Origin of the sequence: Bradyrhizobium sp. 153 (assembly GCF_023073835.1) — a bacterium.
Classification (GTDB): domain Bacteria; phylum Pseudomonadota; class Alphaproteobacteria; order Rhizobiales; family Xanthobacteraceae; genus Bradyrhizobium.
Genome location: NZ_JADPKH010000037.1, coordinates 146089 through 163022, shown reverse-complemented (window position 1 = coordinate 163022; position 16934 = coordinate 146089). Strand labels below are relative to the sequence as shown.

At 64.6% G+C, this 16934-nt stretch carries 11 protein-coding genes; 7 read left to right on the top strand and 4 right to left on the bottom strand.

The genetic code is table 11. The features are described 5' to 3' along the window. Positions 1-83: 83 nt before the first annotated feature. Together IVA91_RS10520 and IVA91_RS10515 are read right to left on the bottom strand one after the other, a co-directional pair. Positions 84-3242: a multidrug efflux RND transporter permease subunit gene (locus IVA91_RS10520; RefSeq protein ID WP_247281919.1), complete on the bottom strand. Its 3159-nt coding sequence runs from the start codon at positions 3240-3242 to the stop codon at positions 84-86. Then, entirely contained in the window at positions 3239-4438 is a 1200-nt protein-coding gene (locus IVA91_RS10515) for an efflux RND transporter periplasmic adaptor subunit (RefSeq protein ID WP_247281920.1), read from the bottom strand. The genes IVA91_RS10520 and IVA91_RS10515 overlap by 4 nt, the downstream gene beginning before the upstream one ends. 309 nt (positions 4439-4747) lie before the next feature. Between IVA91_RS10515 and IVA91_RS10510 the strand changes: the two genes are divergently transcribed. The 7 genes from IVA91_RS10510 to IVA91_RS10480 all read left to right on the top strand — a co-directional run bounded on the left by IVA91_RS10510 (position 4748) and on the right by IVA91_RS10480 (position 13193). Continuing rightward, the gene (locus IVA91_RS10510; protein WP_247281921.1) at positions 4748-5902 is read left to right on the top strand and encodes an iron-containing alcohol dehydrogenase; all 1155 of its coding nucleotides are present in this window, start codon (positions 4748-4750) and stop codon (positions 5900-5902) included. An 18-nt stretch (positions 5903-5920) separates the two neighbouring features. Next, on the top strand, positions 5921-7471 hold the full coding sequence (locus tag IVA91_RS10505; RefSeq protein ID WP_247281922.1) for an AMP-binding protein: 1551 nt from the start codon (positions 5921-5923) through the stop codon (positions 7469-7471). A gap of 247 nt (positions 7472-7718) precedes the next feature. Continuing rightward, entirely contained in the window at positions 7719-9317 is a 1599-nt protein-coding gene (locus IVA91_RS10500; RefSeq protein ID WP_247281923.1) for an ABC transporter substrate-binding protein, read from the top strand. Between the two features lie 35 nt (positions 9318-9352). Next, positions 9353-10300, top strand: a complete 948-nt coding sequence (locus tag IVA91_RS10495) for an ABC transporter permease (protein ID WP_247281924.1) — start codon at positions 9353-9355, stop codon at positions 10298-10300. A gap of 9 nt (positions 10301-10309) precedes the next feature. After that, positions 10310-11203, top strand: a complete 894-nt coding sequence (locus IVA91_RS10490; protein ID WP_247281925.1) for an ABC transporter permease — start codon at positions 10310-10312, stop codon at positions 11201-11203. Beyond that, positions 11203-12210, top strand: coding sequence for an ABC transporter ATP-binding protein (locus IVA91_RS10485; protein WP_247281926.1), 1008 nt, complete (start codon positions 11203-11205; stop codon positions 12208-12210). Before IVA91_RS10490 ends, IVA91_RS10485 begins: the two co-directional genes overlap by 1 nt. Beyond that, positions 12207-13193, top strand: a complete 987-nt coding sequence (locus tag IVA91_RS10480; protein WP_247281927.1) for a dipeptide ABC transporter ATP-binding protein — start codon at positions 12207-12209, stop codon at positions 13191-13193. Before IVA91_RS10485 ends, IVA91_RS10480 begins: the two co-directional genes overlap by 4 nt. Positions 13194-13239: 46 nt before the next feature. On the opposite strand, the gene IVA91_RS10475 is transcribed toward IVA91_RS10480, so the two are convergent. Further along, positions 13240-15216 (bottom strand): acetyl-CoA carboxylase biotin carboxylase subunit, encoded by a 1977-nt coding sequence (locus IVA91_RS10475; RefSeq protein ID WP_247281928.1) that lies wholly within the window; start codon positions 15214-15216, stop codon positions 13240-13242. Beyond that, positions 15213-16829: an acyl-CoA carboxylase subunit beta gene (locus IVA91_RS10470; protein WP_247281929.1), complete on the bottom strand. Its 1617-nt coding sequence runs from the start codon at positions 16827-16829 to the stop codon at positions 15213-15215. The genes IVA91_RS10475 and IVA91_RS10470 overlap by 4 nt, the downstream gene beginning before the upstream one ends. Positions 16830-16934: the final 105 nt, after the last annotated feature.

Below are 16934 nucleotides of genomic sequence, written 5' to 3'. Positions count from 1 at the left end.
GTCTCTGGGGGTGGGTCCCGAATCTGTGCTTAGGCTTGTCCGGGATGATGGCGCGGATGTGGATACGCCGGTGGCGACACTGACTACGCAGCGACCCCTGGCTTCTTGTCCCGCCGCCCCTCCGCCAAGTTCCTCACCACCACATAGAAGATCGGCGTGAACAGAAGCCCAAACAGGGTGACGCCGATCATGCCGAAGAACACGGCGACGCCGACGGCCTGCCGCATCTCCGAGCCGGAGCCGCTCGAGATCACCAGGGGCAGCACGCCGAGGATGAAGGCGAAGGACGTCATCAGGATCGGCCGCAAGCGCAGCCGGCAGGCCTCGATGACGGCCTCGAGCCGCGGCTTGCCCTCGTTCTCGATGTCGCGCGCGAACTCGACGATCAGGATCGCGTTCTTTGCTGCTAGTCCCACCAGAACGACGAAGCCGATCTGGGTGAGGATGTTGACGTCCTGGCCCATGATGCGCACACCGATGGTGGCAGCGAGCAGGCACATCGGCACGATCAAGATCACTGCAAACGGCAAGGTCCAGCTGCCATATTGCGCGGCGAGCACGAGATAGACGAACAGCACGCAGATCGGGAACACGTAGAGGCCGGCATTGCCACCGGTGACCTGCTGGTAGGACAAATCCGTCCATTCGAAGGTGAAGCCGCTCGGCAAGGTATCGTTGGCGAGCTGCTTGATGGTGTTGAGCGCGGTGGTCGAGCTGGTGCCCGGCGCCGGCTCGCCCTGCAATTCGGAGGCGGCGTAAAGATTATAGCGCGCGACGCGATCGGGACCCGAGACATCCTTGAACTCGACGACGCTGCCGAGCATCACCATGTCGCCGGAGGCGTTGCGCGTGCGCAGCCGCGCGAGGTCGCTCGGCTCCTTGCGGTACGGGAAATCGGCCTGCGCGGTGACGTGGTAGGTGCGGCCGAACAGGTTGAAGTCGTTGACATAGGTCGAGCCGAAATAGGACTGGATCGTGTCGTTGATGTTGGAAATGGGAACGCCGAGCTTCTGCGCCTTGGTGCGGTCGATGTCCACGAAGAGCTGCGGCGTGTTGGCCGTGAACGGCGAGAATACCGAGGTGAGAGTGGGTGCCTTGCGCGCGGCGGCGACCAGCTCGTCGGTCGCAGCGGCAAGCATTTCGGGCCCGCGGCCCTGGCGATCCTGGACGCGGATGGTGAAGCCGCCGCCGGTGCCGATGCCTGGCACGGCCGGGGGCGGAATCACGATGATGAAGGCACCCTGAATTGCGGTGAGGCGCTTGCGCAGCTCGGCCGTGATGGCGTTGGCGGACAGCCCCTTTTTCAGTCGCACCTCGGGCTCATCGAAAACCGGAAAGAGCGCCGCCGCGTTGCCAGCCTGCGTGCGCGTGGCGCCGGAGAAGCCGGCGAATGCCGCAACACGGACGATGCCCGGCGTATCCAGCGAGATCCGCTCGATCTCACGTACGACCTCGGTGGTGCGCGCCAGCGACGCTGCGCCCGGCAATTGCACGGATATGATGACGTAGCCGCGATCCTGCGCGGGAATGAAGCCCTGCGGCGTCGTCACGATCAGCCAGCCCGCGCTGCCGATCAGCACCACGTACACCAGAAGCATCACGACCGAATGCCGGATCACGAAATTGGCAAGACCCGCATAGCCGTGCGCCAGCCGGTCGAACACCCGGTTGAACACGCCAGTGAAAGCATTCCAGCCGCGCGCGATGACGTTCCAGGCGGCCGGCGGCCGCTTCTCCTCGTGCGGCACCAGAATCTGCGAAGCCAGCGCCGGCGATAGCGTCAGCGAGCAGAAGCAGGAGATCGCGGTCGCGACCGCGATGGTGACGGCGAATTGCTGGAAAAATTGCCCAGAAATGCCGCCCAGGAACGCGGTCGGGACGAACACTGCGCAAAGCACCAACGCGATCGACACCAGCGCGCCGCCGACCTCTTCCATCGTCTTCAGCGCGGCGTCGCGCCGACTCATGCCGTGCTCGAGATGCCGCTCGACATTCTCGACCACGACGATGGCGTCGTCGACCACGATGCCGACAGCGAGCACGAGACCGAACAGCGTGAGATTATTGATGGAGAAGCCCAGCGCCGCCATCACCGCGAAAGTGCCGACCAGCGACACCGGAATAGCGATGATCGGAATGATCGCGGGCCGCCATCCTTGCAGGAACACCAGCACCACGACGACCACGAGCAGCATCGCCTCGTAGATGGTCTTGATCAGCTCGTGGACGGACTGCGCGATGAACTCGGTCGGGTTGTAGCCGATATTGTAGTCGAGACCTCTCGGAAAGCTCTCCTTGAGCTTCGTCATCGTGTCGGAAATGTTTTTCGCCGTCGCGAGCGCGTTGGATCCGGGTCGCTGCGTCACCAGCATGGCGACCGCGGATTTGCGCAGCAGGAAGCTGTTGGTGGTGTAGGACAAGGCACCCAGCTCGATGCGGGCGACGTCGCGCAGGCGGACAATCCGGCCATCGGGGCCGGCCTTGATCAGGATGTCCTCGAACTGCTTCTGATCCTTCAGGCGCCCCGTGAAGGTGAGGTTCGGCTGGAAAGCGCGGTCGGCGATCGGCGGCTCGGCGATCTGGCCGCCGGCGATCTGAACGTTCTGGGCGCGGATCGCCGCCAGCACCTCGGCCGAGGTCAGGCCGAGATTGGCGATCCGGTCGGGATCGAGCCACAATCGCATCGAATAGTCGCGTGCGCCAAAGATCTGGATGTCGCCGACGCCGTCGAGACGCAGCAACTGGTCGCGGACCTGGAGCAAGGCATAGTTGGAGATGTAGAGCTGGTCGAACGTGTCGTCCGGCGACAGCATGAACACGACCATCAGGATGTCGGGCGAGTTCTTGCGCGTGGTGACGCCGTTGCGCTGGACCTCCTCCGGCAGACGCGGCTGCGCGATGGCGACGCGGTTCTGCACCAGCACCTGGGCCTTGTCGAGATCGGTGCCGAGCTTGAAGGTGACGGTGATGGTGAGCTGGCCGTTCGAGGTCGCCTGGCTGTAGAGATACAGCATGTCCTCGACGCCGTTGATCTCCTGCTCGATGGGAGCTGCGACCGTGTCGGATACGGTTTGCGCGGACGCGCCGGGATATTGCGTGGTGACCACCACGGTGGGCGGCACCACCTGCGGATATTCGGAGACCGGCAACGTGGTGTAGGCGATCGCGCCGACGATCAGCAGCACGATCGACAGCACCATTGCCAGGATGGGCTGGTTGATGGAGAGGCGGCCAAGATTCATGACTTGCCACCGGCCGGCGCTTGCGCCGTCTGCGGGGCGACCTTGGCGCCGACCCGGGCGCGTTGGATGCCGTTGACGATGACGCGATCCTCCGCCTTCAGCCCCTCGCGGATCACGCGCAGGCCGTCATCGAGCGGCCCGAGCACCACCGGACGCGCCTCGACCGTGTCATCGGGCTTCACCACGAACACGATCTTGCGGGACTGGTCGGTTGCGACAGCGACGTCCGGAATCAGCAGCGCATCATAGGGCGCACTGCCAATCAGGCGGACGCGCCCGAACTGGCCGGGCAGGATCGACAGGTCGGTATTCTTGACCACGGCGCGGCTGCGCAGCGTACCGGTCGAGACGTCGAGCCGGTTGTCGAGGAAGTTGACGGTGCCCTCATGCGACGGCTTGGTCTCACCGGCCAGCGTCACCTGCACCGGGTTCGCAGTGTCGCGCGAGCTTGGGCGCCGCCCCTCGAACCATAATTTGCTGTATTTGATGAAGGTCGCCTCATCCATGTCGAAATAGATGTAGATCGGATCCAGCGTGACGATCGAGGTCAGCAGCGTCGAAGCGCCGTTGTCGCTGCCCTGCACGAGATTGCCGGGACTGACGAGATGGCGGCCGACGCGACCGGTCAGCGGCGCCGTCACATGCGTGAACTCGATGTTGAGCTTGGCGGCCTTCAGCGCGCCTTCGGCCTGCATCTCGGCCGCATGCGCGGCCTGCAGGGCTTGGCGACGCTGATCGACGACCTGCTCCGAGACCGCATTGGTCTGCACCAGATTGAGGCCACGGTCGAGCTCGCGCTTGGCAAGCTCCACCCTGGCGCGCGCATCCGACAGCTGCCCCTCCGCCTGCGTGGCCACCGCCTCGAACGGACGGGGATCGATCACGTAGAGCAGATCGCCCTGACGCACGATGGCGCCGTCCTGGAACTCGACCGAGTTGACGAAGCCGCCGACGCGGGGGCGCACCTGTACCTCCTCGACCGCCTCGAAGCGGCCGGTGAACTCATCCCAATCGGTGACCGTGCGCTTGACCGGCGGGGCGACTGTCACCGGCGCCGCCGGCGGGGCAGCGGCCTGTGACGCCGGCTTGTCGCAGCCGGAAAGGGCGAACGCCGCAGCGAGAAGCCCGGCGATTGCGCTGCGCTGAACGAAATCGTGCTTTTTAACAAACTGCTCGCTTCCGTCCGGTCCGCTCATCCCAGGTCCTCGCATCAAAGCCGCAGGACAGGGTACTCGTCTACCCGCGGGCGACACAAGATGTGTCGCGATGATGAACTCTTCAAGACGACGGCGGACGCAAGGCTGGGGAAGCGGCCCTGACCGGATGGTGGGTTGACAGAGACGGAGACGGTCGCACACGGGCAGTGCGAGATGGGTGACGAAAAGCCATGCTCGGCACTTCCCTGGACGGTGAGAAGCGGCCAGCGTCTTCGCGCATGACGGACACCAGCGGCTCGGCTAGATTATGCTCTTAAAACAAAGACGAATTGTCCAGGGAGGACAGGCGTGCACCAGGGACGTGTCGTTTACGGCGCGATCGAGGAGGTTGTGTTCGGCCATCCTGCGGCCGAAGCCATCGTCGCGCAGATGGACCGGCTGGGCACGCGCCGCGCCTTCCTGATGGTCTCGGGCACGCTCAACCGGAAGACCGACGAAATCAAAAAGATTAGGCAGGCGCTCGGCGAGCGCTGCGCCGGCCTGTTCGACGCCATGCCGGCGCATACGCCGCGCGAGGCTGTGATCGCGGCTACCCATGCGGCGCGCGAGGTGAACGCGGATCTGATCGTCACCGTCGGCGGCGGCTCCATCACCGACGGCGCCAAGGCGGTGCAGCTTTGCCTCGCCAATGGCATCGATGATATCGGCGGCATCGAGCGCATCCGCGTCCACAAGGGCATCGCGCCCGAGCTGACCGCCCCGAGCGTGCGGCAGATCAGCGTGCCGACCACGATTGCCGGCGGCGAGTTCAGCGCCATCGCGGGCGTGACCGACCGCAGCTCGCATGTGAAACAGATGTTGCGGCATCCGCTCACGGTGCCGCGCGCAACCATCCTCGATCCCGCTATCACCGTGCACACGCCGGAATGGCTGTTTCTGTCCACCGGCATTCGCGCCGTCGACCATTGCGTCGAGGCGATCTGCTCGCGCGAAACGCACCCTTACGCCGACGCGCAATCGGTGAAGGGCCTCGCCATGCTCGCCAATGCGCTGCCGCGGGTGAAGGCCGATCCCGCCGATCTCGACGCGCGGATGGATGCGCAGATCGGCACATGGCTGTCGATGGGCGCGCTTTCGGCCGGCGTTCCCATGGGCGCGAGCCACGGCATCGGCTACGTCCTGGGCGCAGCCTTCGACGTGCCGCACGGCTACACCTCCTGCGTCATGCTGCCGGCGGTGATGCGCTGGAATGCGCGCGACAATGCCGAGCGCCAGATGATCGTCGCGGCTGCCATGGGCTTCCCCGGCCAAAATGCCGCCGACGTGCTCGATGCCTTCATCCGCTCGCTCGGCATGCCCCGCAGCCTCGCCGAGGTGCGCGTATCGCCGGAACATTTCGACGCCATCGCCGAACAGGCGATGCGCACGAACTGGATCCCGCGAAATCCCCGCAAGATCGATGGCCCCGCGCAAGTGCGCGAAATCCTGCTTCTTGCCGCATGATCCAAAGCCGGAGGACTGATGTACCCAGGTCAGCATGCCCGCCTACGCCCGCTTCAGCCTGCCTTCATCATGGCGGCGACGGACGAGACCGTCACCTATCGCGAGCTGGAGGCGCGCAGTAACCGCCTCGCGCATCTGTTTCGTAGGCACGGCCTGAAGCGGCTCGATCATTATTCGATCTTCATGGAGAACAATTCGCGCTATCTCGAAGCCTGCGCCGCGGGCGAGCGCTCTGGCCTCTACTACACCTGCATCAACTCCTTCCTGACGCCGGGCGAGCTCGCCTATCTCCTCGTCAACAGCCAGTCCAAGATCCTGATCACGTCAATGGCGAAGCTCGACATCGCGCGCGAAGCCATACAGGCTTGCCCCGACGTCAGGCTCTGCGTCGTCGCCGACGGTCCTGGCGAGAGCGAGCGCATCGTCGGCCTGGCCGACGTGACCGCCGGTCTGCCGACAACGCCGATCGCGGATGAGTGGCTCGGCACCGCCATGCTGTATTCGTCGGGCACGACCGGACGGCCCAAGGGCATCCTGCGACCGCTGCCGGAGGAGCCGCCAAAGCACAATCTGCCGCTATTCGATTTCCTCACGAAACTTTGGCACTACCGCGAGGGCATGGTCTATCTATCGCCGGCACCGCTGTATCACTCCGCGCCGCAAGCTGCCGTGAACCTCACGATCCGCATGGGCGGGACCGTCGTCATCATGGAGAGTTTCGATCCGGAACGTTACCTCCAGCTCGTCGAACGATGGGGCATCACCCACACCCAGCTGGTGCCAACGATGTTCTCGCGCATGCTGAAACTGCCGGAGGAAGTACGCATCCGCTATGACCTATCCTCGCTGGAGATCGCGATCCATGCCGCGGCGCCCTGCCCGGCCCTGGTCAAGGACGACATGATCAAATGGTGGGGACCGATTATCCACGAATATTACGGCGCCACCGAAGGACTCGGCTTCACCGCCTGCAACAGCGAGGAGTGGCTCGCCCATCGCGGCACGGTTGGCAAGGTGCTGCTCGGCGACCTCCACATTCTCGACGAGAACATGAGGGAGTGCCCGACCGGCACGCCTGGGCAGATCTGGTTCAAGACGGCCTCGCCGTTCGAATATTTCAACGATCCCGAAAAGACCCGGGAGGCGCGCTCTGCCGACGGCAGCATGAGCACGGTCGGCGACGTTGGCTATGTCGACAAGGACCGCTTCCTCTACCTCACCGATCGCGCGACTTTCATGATCATCTCCGGTGGCGTGAACATCTACCCGCAGGAATGCGAGAATCTGCTGATCACCCATCCGAAAGTCGCCGACGCCGCGGTGTTCGGCGTGCCCAATGCCGATCTCGGCGAAGAGGTGAAGGCGGTGGTGCAGCCGATGCCAGGCGTGGTGCCGGGCCCGGCGCTCGCGGAAGAGCTGATCGCGTTCTGCGCAAAATCGCTGTCGCGGCAGAAGGTGCCGCGCTCGGTCGATTTCGAAAAGGAATTGCCGCGACTGCCGACGGGGAAACTGTACAAGCGGCTGCTGCGGGACAGGTACTGGGGGAACAAGGCGTCGCGTATCGTGTGAGGCGCAGCCACAAACTCGGTTGTTGTCCCAGCGCGCACCGATTTGGGACAACGCTGGCGTTTGTTGGCTGCGCCCCGAAAGGAACCGTCCTTCGCACCGCACTGTGACATCGTGAGAGAACAGCGCCGCGGCCTTCCGTCATCCGAATTGTCGAGAGCGTGGACGGCCTTGCCGGTTGCCTCCCTTCACGCCCATCGCTATCGTCCCCTCAAACAGGCCAAAAGGCCGATGTCCAGGGAGGACGAGGATGCGGAGCGTGCGGGCGCTCGCCGCGACGGCGGCGCTATCTTTGCTGGCGTTTTCGACCATTGCGCTTGCCGGCGAGCCCAAGCAGGGCGGTATCCTGCGGATGTATCATCGCGACAGCCCGGCCAATGCGTCCATCCTCGAGGGCGCGACCTATTCGATCAACGTGCCCTTCATGGGGGTGTTCAACAATCTGGTCATCTATGATCAGCACATAGCGCAGAACAGCCCTGAGACCGTCAGGCCAGAGCTGGCCGAGAGCTGGTCCTGGAGCGGCGACAACAAGAAGCTGACGTTCAAGCTGCGTCAGGGCGTGAAGTGGCACGATGGCAAGCCGTTCACGTCGGCCGACGTCAAATGCACCTTCGATCTCCTGATGGGCAAATCGCAGCAGAAGCTGCGGCAGAATCCGCGCAAGGCCTGGTACAACGAGGTCAACGACGTCGCGCCGAACGGCGATTTCGAGGTCTCATTCGACCTCAAACGGCCACAGCCGTCGCTGCTGGCGATGCTCGCATCCGGTTATACGCCGATCTATCCCTGTCACGTCTCGCCGGCCGACATGCGCACCCACCCGGTCGGAACCGGCCCGTTCAAATTCGTCGAGTTCAAGGCCAATGAATCGATCAAGCTGACGCGAAACCCTGACTACTGGAAGAAGGGCCTGCCCTATCTCGACGGCATCGAGTACACGATCATCACCAACCGCTCGACTGCCATCCTCGCCTTCGTCGCCGGCAAGTTCGACATGACCTTCCCGACGCACATTACCATCCCGCTCCTCAAAGACATCAAGTCGCAGGCGCCGAACGCGATCTGCGCCGTCGAGCCGACCAACGTTTCGACCAACATCATCGTCAATTCGGCGTCCCCGCCATTCGACAACATCGATATTCGCCGGGCGATGGCGATGGCGCTCGACCGCAAAGCCTTCGTCGACATCCTGTTCGAAGGCCAGGCCGATATCGGCGGCACCATGCTCCCGCCGCCGCAGGGCATCTGGGGCATGCCCAAGGACAAGCTCGAGACCATTCCAGGCTATGGCCCGAACGTGAACGCGAGCCGGGAGGAGGCCAAGAAGCTGATGCAGAAGGCGGGCTACGGCCCCGACAAGCACCTCGCGGTGAAGGTCTCGACGCGCAATCTCGCGGAATATCGCGATCCCGCGGTGATCCTGATCGACCAGCTCAAGAGCATCTATATCGACGGCGAGCTCGACGTCGTGGAGACGGCGAACTGGTTCCCGAAGGTCGCACGCAAGGATTACATGCTCGGCCTGAACTTGACCGGCAATTCCGTCGACGATCCCGATCAGTCATTCTACGAAAACTACTCCTGTGGTTCGGAGCGGAACTACACCAATTACTGCAACAAGGAGATCGAGAAGCTGTTCGACGTGCAGTCCCAAGAGATCGAAATAGGCAAGCGCAAGCAACTGGTCTGGGACATCGACAAGAAGCTGCAGGAGGACGTCGCCCGGCCGATCATCTTCCATGCGCGGGCCGGCACCTGCTGGCAGCCCTATGTCAAGGGGATCACGATCATGTCGAACAGCTCCTATAACGGCTTTCGCTACGAGGACGTCTGGATCGACAAGTAGCGCGGGCAGCTGACGGGTTCGATAGGAGGCGGTGCATGTTTTCCTATCTGGTGCGGCGCCTGTTCCTGATGCTCGTGACCCTGTTCGGGATCTCGATCGTCATCTTCTTCCTGCTGCGCATCGTCCCCGGCAACATCGTCGACATTCTGTTCGCAGCGGCCGGCTACGTCGATCCCGCCGACAAGGCCAATCTGGAGAAGGAGCTCGGCATCGACCAACCGCTGATCGTGCAATATTGGCACTGGATCGGCGGTCTTCTGCGCGGCGACTTTGGTTATTCCTACGTCTCGGAGAAGCCGGCGCTGCAGGAGATCCTGCCGCGGATTCCGATCACGGCGCGGCTTGCCGGCCTTGCGCTGTTGTTCTCGGCGTCCATCGGCATCCCGCTCGGCGTCATCAGCGCCGTGAAGCAGGGCACAAAACTCGACTATGCCCTGCGTGTCGTCAGCCTCAGCGGATTGTCGCTGCCCTCGTTTTGGCTTGGCCTTTTGATCCTGACCGCGTCGGTGGCGATGTTCGGGCAGATGCCGATCTTCAATCCCAATCCGCAGACCTGGCTCGAAGCGTTTGCCACCTATGCCGTGCCGGCGGCCGCGGTCGGCTTCCGCAGCGCCGCGCTGACCATGCGCATCACCCGCTCCTCGATGCTGGAGGTGCTGCGGCAGGATTATATCCGCACCGCCCGCGCCAAGGGCGCATCCGATGCTGCCGTGAACTATCACCACGCGCTGAAGAACGCGATCCTGCCCGTCATCACCGTGATCGGCATCGAGGCGGCGTTCCTGATCGGCGGGCTGATCGTCACCGAGACCGTGTTCAACATCCCCGGCGTCGCCCGCTTCCTGGTCGAGGCGATCCGCTGGCGCGATTACCCGATCGTGCAGAACCTCGTGATGTTCATTGCGGTCGTCGTCGTCTTCGCGAATTTCACCGTCGACATGCTTTACGCGGTGTTCGACCCGCGGATCAGGTATACGGACTAGGAGATCAGCTTGACTGCGATCGACTATGATCTCGAATTAAGGCGCGCCGGCGCACATGCGACCGGCGGCTGGAGGCGCGTGCTGTTCATGACGCAGCGGCACGTGCTGGGCGCGGCGGGGCTCGTCATCATGACGATCTTCGTGTTGACTGCGATCTTCGCCGATTTCATCGCGCGCTACGATCCGCTAACGGTCGATTCCGCCCGAGCGCTGGCGCGCCCGAGCCTTGCGCACTGGATGGGCACCGATTCCTTCGGCCGCGACGTGTTCAGCCGTATCATCCACGGCGCGCGGATCTCGCTCGCGGTCGGGCTTGGCTCCACGGCGCTCGGCGGCTCGATCGGCGTGATCGTTGGCCTCACCTCCGGCTATCTCTCCGGCTGGGTCGATCTCGTGTTCCAGCGCGTCTCCGATGTTCTCCAGGCGCTGCCGCTTCTCGTGCTGGCGCTGGTGATGACGGCGGCGCTGGGTCCGTCGCTGCCGAACGTCATCCTCGCCATCGCCATTCCGCTGATCCCAACGGTCGCGCGCGTCATCCGCGCCAACACGCTGGCGCTGCGCGAACAGCCCTTCGTGGAAGCGGCAAAATCGATCGGTATGAGCGAGATGCGGATCGCGCTGCGCCACGTGCTGCCGAACACGCTGGCGCCGCTGATCGTGCTGGCGACGGCCCAGCTCGGCTCGACCATCCTGACCGAGGCTTCGCTGTCCTTCCTCGGCCTCGGCATTCCCGAACCTTATCCGTCGTGGGGGCGTATGCTCTCGGAATCCGCTGCCGAATATGTCCGCACTGCGCCGTGGCTGGTGATCTTCCCGGGCATCGCCATCAGCCTCGCGGTATTCGGCGCCAATCTGTTCGGCGACGCCCTCCGCGACATCCTCGATCCCCGGCAGCGCGGCTGATGGCTGACAAATTCGATCTCGTGCTCGACGTGAAGAACCTGAAGACGGTGTTCTTCACCAATTCGGGCCTCTTCAAGGCGGTTGACGACGTCTCGTTCACAGTGCGGCGCGGCGAGACGCTGGCGATCGTCGGCGAATCCGGTTGCGGCAAGAGCGTTACGGCGCTGTCACTGATGCGGCTGGTGCCCGATCCGCCCGGCCGCATTGTCGGCGGCTCAGTCACGCTCGAAGGCACCGATCTGCTAGCGCTGGATGAAGCGGAAATGCGTGCTATCAGGGGCAACCGCATCTCCATGATCTTCCAGGAGCCGATGACATCGCTCAATCCGGTGATGCGGATCGGCGACCAGATCGCCGAGGCGGTGCGGCTGCACCGGAACTTGTCGGCCAAGGAGGCCGGGAATATCGCAGTCGAGATGCTGCGGCTGGTGCGCATCCCTGAGCCGGCGCGGCGCGCACGGGAATATCCGCACCAGCTCTCCGGCGGCATGCGCCAGCGCGCGATGATCGCGATGGCGCTGGCGTGCCGGCCCGCGCTGCTGATCGCGGACGAGCCGACCACCGCGCTCGACGTCACCATCCAGGCGCAGATTTTGGCGCTGATTCTCGACCTTCAGAAGGAGCTCGGCACCGGGCTGGTGCTGATCACGCACGATCTCGGCGTCGTCGCGCAAACCGCGCAGCGCGTGATCGTGATGTATGCGGGCCGGAAGGTCGAGGAAGCCGGCGTCGAAGCGCTGTTTGCATCGCCAAAGCACCCCTATACGCGTGGGCTGATGGCTTCGATTCCAGCCGTGCCGGCGTCCGGCGTCGCCGCACCGCCGCGGCTGAACGAAATTCCCGGCACCGTGCCGTCGCTGGTGCGGTTGCCGAAAGGCTGCGCCTTCGCGCCACGGTGCCCGCTCGCGATCAAGCGTTGCGAGGCCGAGTATCCGCCGCTGGCGGACTGGGGCGGCGGCCATCTCGCGGCGTGCTGGCGCGCGGCGGAAGTGGCGGAGGTGGCATGACCGAAGCGCTGCTCGAAGTCACCGACCTCAAAAAGCACTACCCGGTCCGCGCCGGCGTGCTGCGCCGGCAGGTCGGCACGGTTCATGCGGTCGACGGCGTGTCGTTTTCACTCGGCACCGGCGAGACGCTCGGCCTCGTCGGCGAATCCGGCTGCGGTAAGTCCACGGTGGCGCGGAGCGTGCTGCGGCTGGTCGAGCCGACCTCAGGGCAAATTCGTCTCGAGGGCGAGGACATCACCCATCTCTCGAAGACGGCGCTGCGGCCGCACCGCCGCTCGATGCAGATCGTGTTTCAGGACCCCTTTGCCTCGCTCAATCCGCGCATGACCGCGGGCGACATCGTCGGCGAGCCGCTGGCCGTGCATGGACTCGCCACTGGCAAGGCGCTGGAGGGGCGCGTCGCCAAGCTCTTTGAACAAGTCGGCTTGCGGCCAGACCAGATGCGCAACTTCCCGCATCAATTCTCCGGCGGCCAGCGTCAGCGCATCTGCATCGCGCGGGCACTGGCACTGGAGCCGCGGCTGATCGTCTGCGACGAGCCGGTCTCCGCGCTCGACGTCTCGATCCAGGCGCAAGTGATCAATCTATTGATCGATCTACAGCGGCAGCACGGCTTCTCGTATCTCTTCATCGCGCATGATCTCGCCGTGGTCGCGCATATCAGCCACCGCGTCGCAGTGATGTATCTCGGGCGAATCGTCGAGATTGCCGACAAGGACGAGCTGTTCCGCAATCCGCGCCATCCGTACACGCAGGCGCTGCTCGCCTCGGTGCCGGTCCCTAATCCGCTTGCGAAGAAACTTGCGCCGCTGGTCGATGGCGACGTGCCGAGCCCGGTCAATCCGCCCTCGGGGTGCGCGTTTCACACGCGCTGCCGGTTTGCGATGGAGCGGTGCAGAGTGGAACGGCCGGCACTGGTGGATGCCGCCGGCGGGCACCAGGTCGCGTGTTTGCTCAATAACGGGACGGGGCGGCCTCTCTAATGTCGTCCCGGTGAAGGCCCATGGGCGTTAAGTTAGTTTGCCGCCGCTACCCCGGCCCGATCTCAGCCATGATCTTCCCAGTGGTCACCTGCTCGCCCTCGGCGACATCGATCGCTGCGACGATGCCGTCGATGCCGGCCTTGTGAACGTGCTCCATCTTCATCGCTTCCAGCGTGAGCACCGGCTGATCCGCGGTGACGCGATCGCCCGGCTTGGCCAGGACGGCGACGACGCGACCATTCAGGGCCGCGCGGACCTTGCCGTCACCGCCATTGCTCGCGGCAGCCTTCGGCGCGGCCAGGGTAAGATCGACGACCGCGAGATGGATGCCGCGGCGCTGGACGTAGAGCCGGTCGCCATCGCGCAGGAATTTGGCGCTGTCAATCACGCCGTCATGGCGGAAGCGGATGGCATCGGCATCGATCTGGTCGATCTCGAATCGATCTTGCCGACCATCCGTTGCGACGGCGTAGCACCCGTCGCGCTCCCGCGTGATTTCGAGCTCATGCGTGTGGCCTGCGATCTCGACTTTTGCCGGCAGCGGAAACGTTGTCGCAAGGCTCCGTCCAGTTCGCCATGACGGCGCGCACGGGTTCGTGGCGTAGAGCAGCAGGCCGGCCAGCGCCGTATCAAAGGCGGCGGCCGTCCGCGGCGCAAACAGTTCATCGCGGTGCGAGCCGATGAAGGCGGTGGTGGCCTCGCCCCGGGCAAAGCCAGGATGACGCAGGCAGGACATCAGGAATGCCTGATTGGTGGTCACGCCAAACGCCGTGAGCTGTTCGAGGCCGACGATCAACCGGCCCCTCGCCTCCTCGCGGGTCGTGCCATGGCTGATCACCTTGGCGATCATGGAATCGTAGAACGGCGGGATCTCCGCGCCTGATTGCAGCGCATGCTCGACGCGGATACCTTCCGGCACCTGCCAGCGCGCCATGCGGCCGGACTGCGGCATGAAATCGTGTGCGGCATCTTCCGAGCACAGCCGCACCTCGATGGCGTGGCCTTCGAAGCGGATATCCTGCTGCTTCACCGGCAACGGCTCGCCGCGCGCAACGCGCAGCTGCAGCTCGACGAGATCGAACCCGGTGATCGCCTCGGTCACGGGATGCTCGACCTGGAGCCGCGTGTTCATTTCCATGAAGTAGAACTCGCCGCTCTGGTCGAGCAAAAATTCCAACGTGCCGGCGCCCTCGTAGCGCAGCGCCTTCATGGCAGCGACGGCGACCTCGCCCATTTTCGCGCGCAGTTCCGGCGTCACGGCGGGCGACGGCGCCTCCTCTATCAGCTTCTGGTGCCGCCGCTGCACCGAACAATCGCGCTCGCCGAGATGGATGGCGTTGCCGTGGCTGTCGCCGAACACCTGGATTTCGATATGGCGGGGGTTCTGGATGGCCCGTTCGAGGATGACCGTGGGATCGCCGAACGCCGCCTTGGCCTCCGATCGCGCGCTGCGCAGCGCATCGGGAAAAGATGCTGCATCGGTCACGAGCCGCATGCCACGTCCGCCGCCGCCGGCGACCGCCTTGATCATCACGGGAAAGCCGATCCTTGTGGCTTCCGACAGCATCACCTCGTCACCCTGGTCGACGCCCTGATAGCCGGGCACGACGGGCACGCCGGCCTTCTTCATGATCTCCTTGGCGCCCGCCTTGTTGCCCATCGCCTCGATCGCCTGCGGCGAAGGGCCGATGAAGACGAGGCCCGCCTCCTTGCAGGCGCGCGCAAACGCCTCGTTCTCGGCGAGGAAGCCGTAACCGGGATGGACAGCGTCCGCGCCGCTCGCCTTGGCGGCGGCGATGATCGCGGGGATGTTGAGATAGGATTGCGCCGGCAGCGCCTCGCCGATCCGCACGGCTTGATCGGCTTGGCGCACATGGAGGGCGTCGCGATCGGGATCTGAATAGACCGCGACGACACCAAGGCCGAGTCGTCGCGCGCTGCGCATCACGCGCAGAGCGATCTCGCCGCGGTTGGCAATCAGGACCTTGAAAAACGGCCGGTGCTGCACTGATCCGTTCCTCATGGGCGGGCCACGGAGAATTGCATGCGCTGGGGTGTGCGTGCATCACCCTCGCGGCAGATCGCGAGCACTTCGGACAGCACTGCGCCGGTGTCGCGCGGATCGATCACGCCGTCGTCGAGCACGCGCGCGCTGGTCGAGAACACGTCCATCTGACCGTCGAACACGCCGATGATCTCAGCCTTCATGGCCTCGAGCTTGTCCTTCTCGACCGGTCTGCCGCGGCGCGCGGCAGCGGCCTCGGTCACGATCGCCATGGTTTCTGCAGCCTGCTCGCCGCCCATCACGGCGGTCTTGGCATTCGGCCAGGAGAAGCAGAAGCGCGGATGGAAACCGCGGCCGCACATGCCGTAATTGCCGGCGCCGAACGAGGCGCCGCAATAGAGGGTGATCTGCGGCACCGTCGCCGAGGTCACGGCCTGGATCATCTTCGAGCCGTGCTTGATCATGCCGGCCTCTTCGTAAGCCTTGCCGACCATGTAGCCGGTGGTGTTGTTCAGATAGAGCAGCGGCGTGCGAGTCTGGCAGCAGGCTTGGATGAAATGCGTCGCTTTGTTGGCGCCGGCGGGATCGAGCGGACCGTTGTTGGTGATGATGCCGATAGCCTGACCCTCGATGCGGGCATGGCCGCAGACCGTGGCCGGACCATAATTCGGCGCCATCTCGGTGAAATCGGAATCGTCGACGATGCGCGCGATCACCTGTTTCATGTCGACCGGGCGCTTGTGGTCCATCGGCATGATGCCGAGGAGCTCGTCCTGGTTGTAGCGCGGTGGCTTGAAGTGCAGAGCCGCTTTGCCCGGCCGGTCCCATTGCAGCGCCGCCATGATTTCGCGTGCGATGCGAAGTGCGTCGCGATCGTCCTCGGCCAGATAGTCGCCGAGGCCGGATACCTGCGTGTGCATCTCGGCGCCGCCAAGCTCCTCTTCGGTCGCGATCTCGCCCGTCGCGGCTTTCAATAGCGGCGGCCCGGCAAGGAAGGCGCGGGTGCGGCCGCGGACCATGACAATGTAGTCGGAGAGGCCGGTCTGATAGGCACCGCCGGCGGTGGATGAGCCGTGCGTCACGGTGACGACCGGCAATCCCGCTGCCGAGAGCCGCGCGAGATTGCGAAAAATGTTGCCGCCGCGGACGAAATCCTCGACGCGGTAGCGCAACAGATTGGCGCCGGCGCTTTCGACGAGCTGGACGTAAGGCAGCTTGTTCTCCAGCGCGAGTTCCTGCACCCGCAGCGTCTTGTCGAGTCCGTAAGGTTGCAGCGCACCGGCATCGATGCCGGCGTCGTTGGCACTGACCATGCAGCGGACGCCCGAGACAAAGCCGATGCCGGCAATGACGCCGCCGCCGGGCACGCTCTTGTCCGGATCCGGCACGTCGAACCTGTAGCCGGCGAGCGTCGACAGCTCGACGAACGGCGCGCCGGGATCGAGTACCAGCGCGACGCGCTCGCGCGGCAGAAGCTGGCCGCGCTTGTGGAAGCGATCTTTCGCTGCCGCCGACGCCGCCCGCGTGCGCTCTTCCAGCGCGCGCATACGGTCGATCAGCGCAAGCATGCCGTCGCGGTTGGCGTGGTAGGCTGCGCTACCGGGGGAAATGGTGTTTTCGAGAATGGACACAATTTACTCCGTCATTCCGGGGCGATGCGAAGCATCGAACCCGGAATCTCGAGGTTCTCAGGTGCGCAATTGGGCACCATGGTTCGCGCTTCGCGCGCCCCGGAC